The sequence below is a fragment of the Planktothrix sp. FACHB-1365 genome (genome assembly GCF_014697575.1).
Taxonomy (GTDB): Bacteria; Cyanobacteriota; Cyanobacteriia; order Cyanobacteriales; family Microcoleaceae; genus Planktothrix.
The window spans coordinates 1-1,552 of record NZ_JACJSC010000065.1 but is presented as its reverse complement, the minus strand read 5'-3'; the positions used below and the strand labels follow the sequence as shown (position 1 = coordinate 1,552).

Below are 1,552 nucleotides of genomic sequence, written 5' to 3'. Positions count from 1 at the left end.
TGTTCTTGACAAGTGAACACCGTAATATTCGGGAGGTCGAAGCACACGCTCTAGTTGAAAGTCCATATTCAGTCGGAGTGTAAAACGTAGCTGAAGCGAAATTTTACACTATTTATTGAGGAGAGCCATAATTAATATTATATAGCCATTATATAAAATATTAATTCTTCGGAAAATAGCTATCATGTTTGAGAATTATGGCTGAAAAGTAAGTTATAATTCTCAAACATGAAACAGCCCTGCTATTGGCCAAATTCCAATCGTGCTTGTTCCACAAGTTCTGCGGTAACAATACCTTGTTCTGCTTCTCTGGCTAGTTGTTCAATCCGTTGTCTAGCTTGAGTCCGAACAAAATAGGGGATATTTTTCAATTTGGCTTTGGCTTCAGGAAGCCACTGAAGTTCACCGAAATAATCAGCGTTAGACATAAACTTAACAGTTACTTTGGGATCATCTCTTTATTGTACTCATGGGGTTGAAAGAGGTTCAAGGATTTTTAGACATTGACGAATTACCCCAATTGTGACGCCCGGAAGTTCTAAATGGGGGGTTAATCCGACATTATCTATTTTTTGAAAAAGTTTAATCGCCGTTGGATTTAAGTTAGCTAACCGTTGGCCTGTTTCAGGACGGGTAAACGCGGATTTTTCACCCCAAAGAATAGCCGTTGGTGTAATCAGTTGAGTCATATATAATGATAAATCAAAACACAAATCACCCCCCACAAAAGACAAGGCTGCATATTCGGCATTGGGTTGTTGAGCCGATTTTAAATAAGCCTCTACAATTTCGGGATAAATTCGATCCGGTTCAGCAAATTGACGACTTTCCAGAAAACTTTGAATTCCGCCACTATTAGCAATTCCCGTAAAATACACAATCCGATCTAAAATGGGTGTTTTCACAATTTGGCTGAACAATGTACGTCCATAATTTTCTCCAAAATCCGATAATCCTGAAGGCGTTACTAAAATCAAAGATTTGAATAAGTCGGGACGCTGAATTGCAACTCGAATTGTAAACGCTGCCGTTAGAGAGGAAGCAATAACGGTGGCTGGAGGTGAACAAGTTTGTTCTAAAAACTCAGTAATAGTCGTGAGATAATCCTCAATTTTATAAGTTTTTGCCGGATGTTCTGAACGACCCCAACCGATTAAATCTGGGGCTAAAATTCGGTATTCATCGACAAAAGCCGGATAAACTTTTGACCATTCATAAGCAGAAGAACCTCCCCCAAATCCATGTAAAAAGACTAACGGAGGTAATGCCGCAGAAACTTCATTCAAATTCCCAGGTGAACCCTCGGCGGTGTAATACACCATTCTGCCTAAAGATGTCACCATTGAACGCTGACCAAATCCATTCGGTTCAAACATAATTGACCTCTGCAATAATTACGGCGTTGAATGTCGGATAAGCTGCTACGCAGCTTGATTTAATAAACAGCATTGCCCTTATTTTTAATTTTACGAGACCAATTAATGATTAGCTCTCCTTCATTTAATAATTTATGTAACAACTCTTCTAACTGCTCAACTGATTCAAATAGTCG

2 protein-coding genes and 1 pseudogene are annotated in these 1,552 nt (G+C 38.9%); all 3 read right to left on the bottom strand.

Annotation, left to right across the window (positions count from 1 at the left end):
- Positions 1-242: 242 nt before the first annotated feature.
- A complete protein-coding gene (locus H6G57_RS28600) occupies positions 243-428 on the bottom strand; it encodes a PCP reductase family protein (protein ID WP_072720161.1) in 186 nt (61 codons plus the stop codon).
- Between the two features lie 39 nt (positions 429-467).
- Positions 468-1,376: an alpha/beta fold hydrolase gene (locus H6G57_RS28595; RefSeq protein ID WP_190525228.1), complete on the bottom strand. Its 909-nt coding sequence runs from the start codon at positions 1,374-1,376 to the stop codon at positions 468-470.
- 59 nt (positions 1,377-1,435) lie between these two features.
- Positions 1,436-1,552, bottom strand: a pseudogene (locus H6G57_RS29330) (IS630 family transposase); the annotation flags it as partial.

Excerpts from the sequence above, each read along its gene's own strand:
- H6G57_RS28600 (WP_072720161.1), bottom strand. The coding sequence starts at position 428 with ATGTCTAACGCTGATTATTTCGGTGAACTTCAGTGGCTTCCTGAAGCC.
- H6G57_RS28595 (WP_190525228.1), bottom strand. The coding sequence starts at position 1,376 with ATGTTTGAACCGAATGGATTTGGTCAGCGTTCAATGGTGACATCTTTA.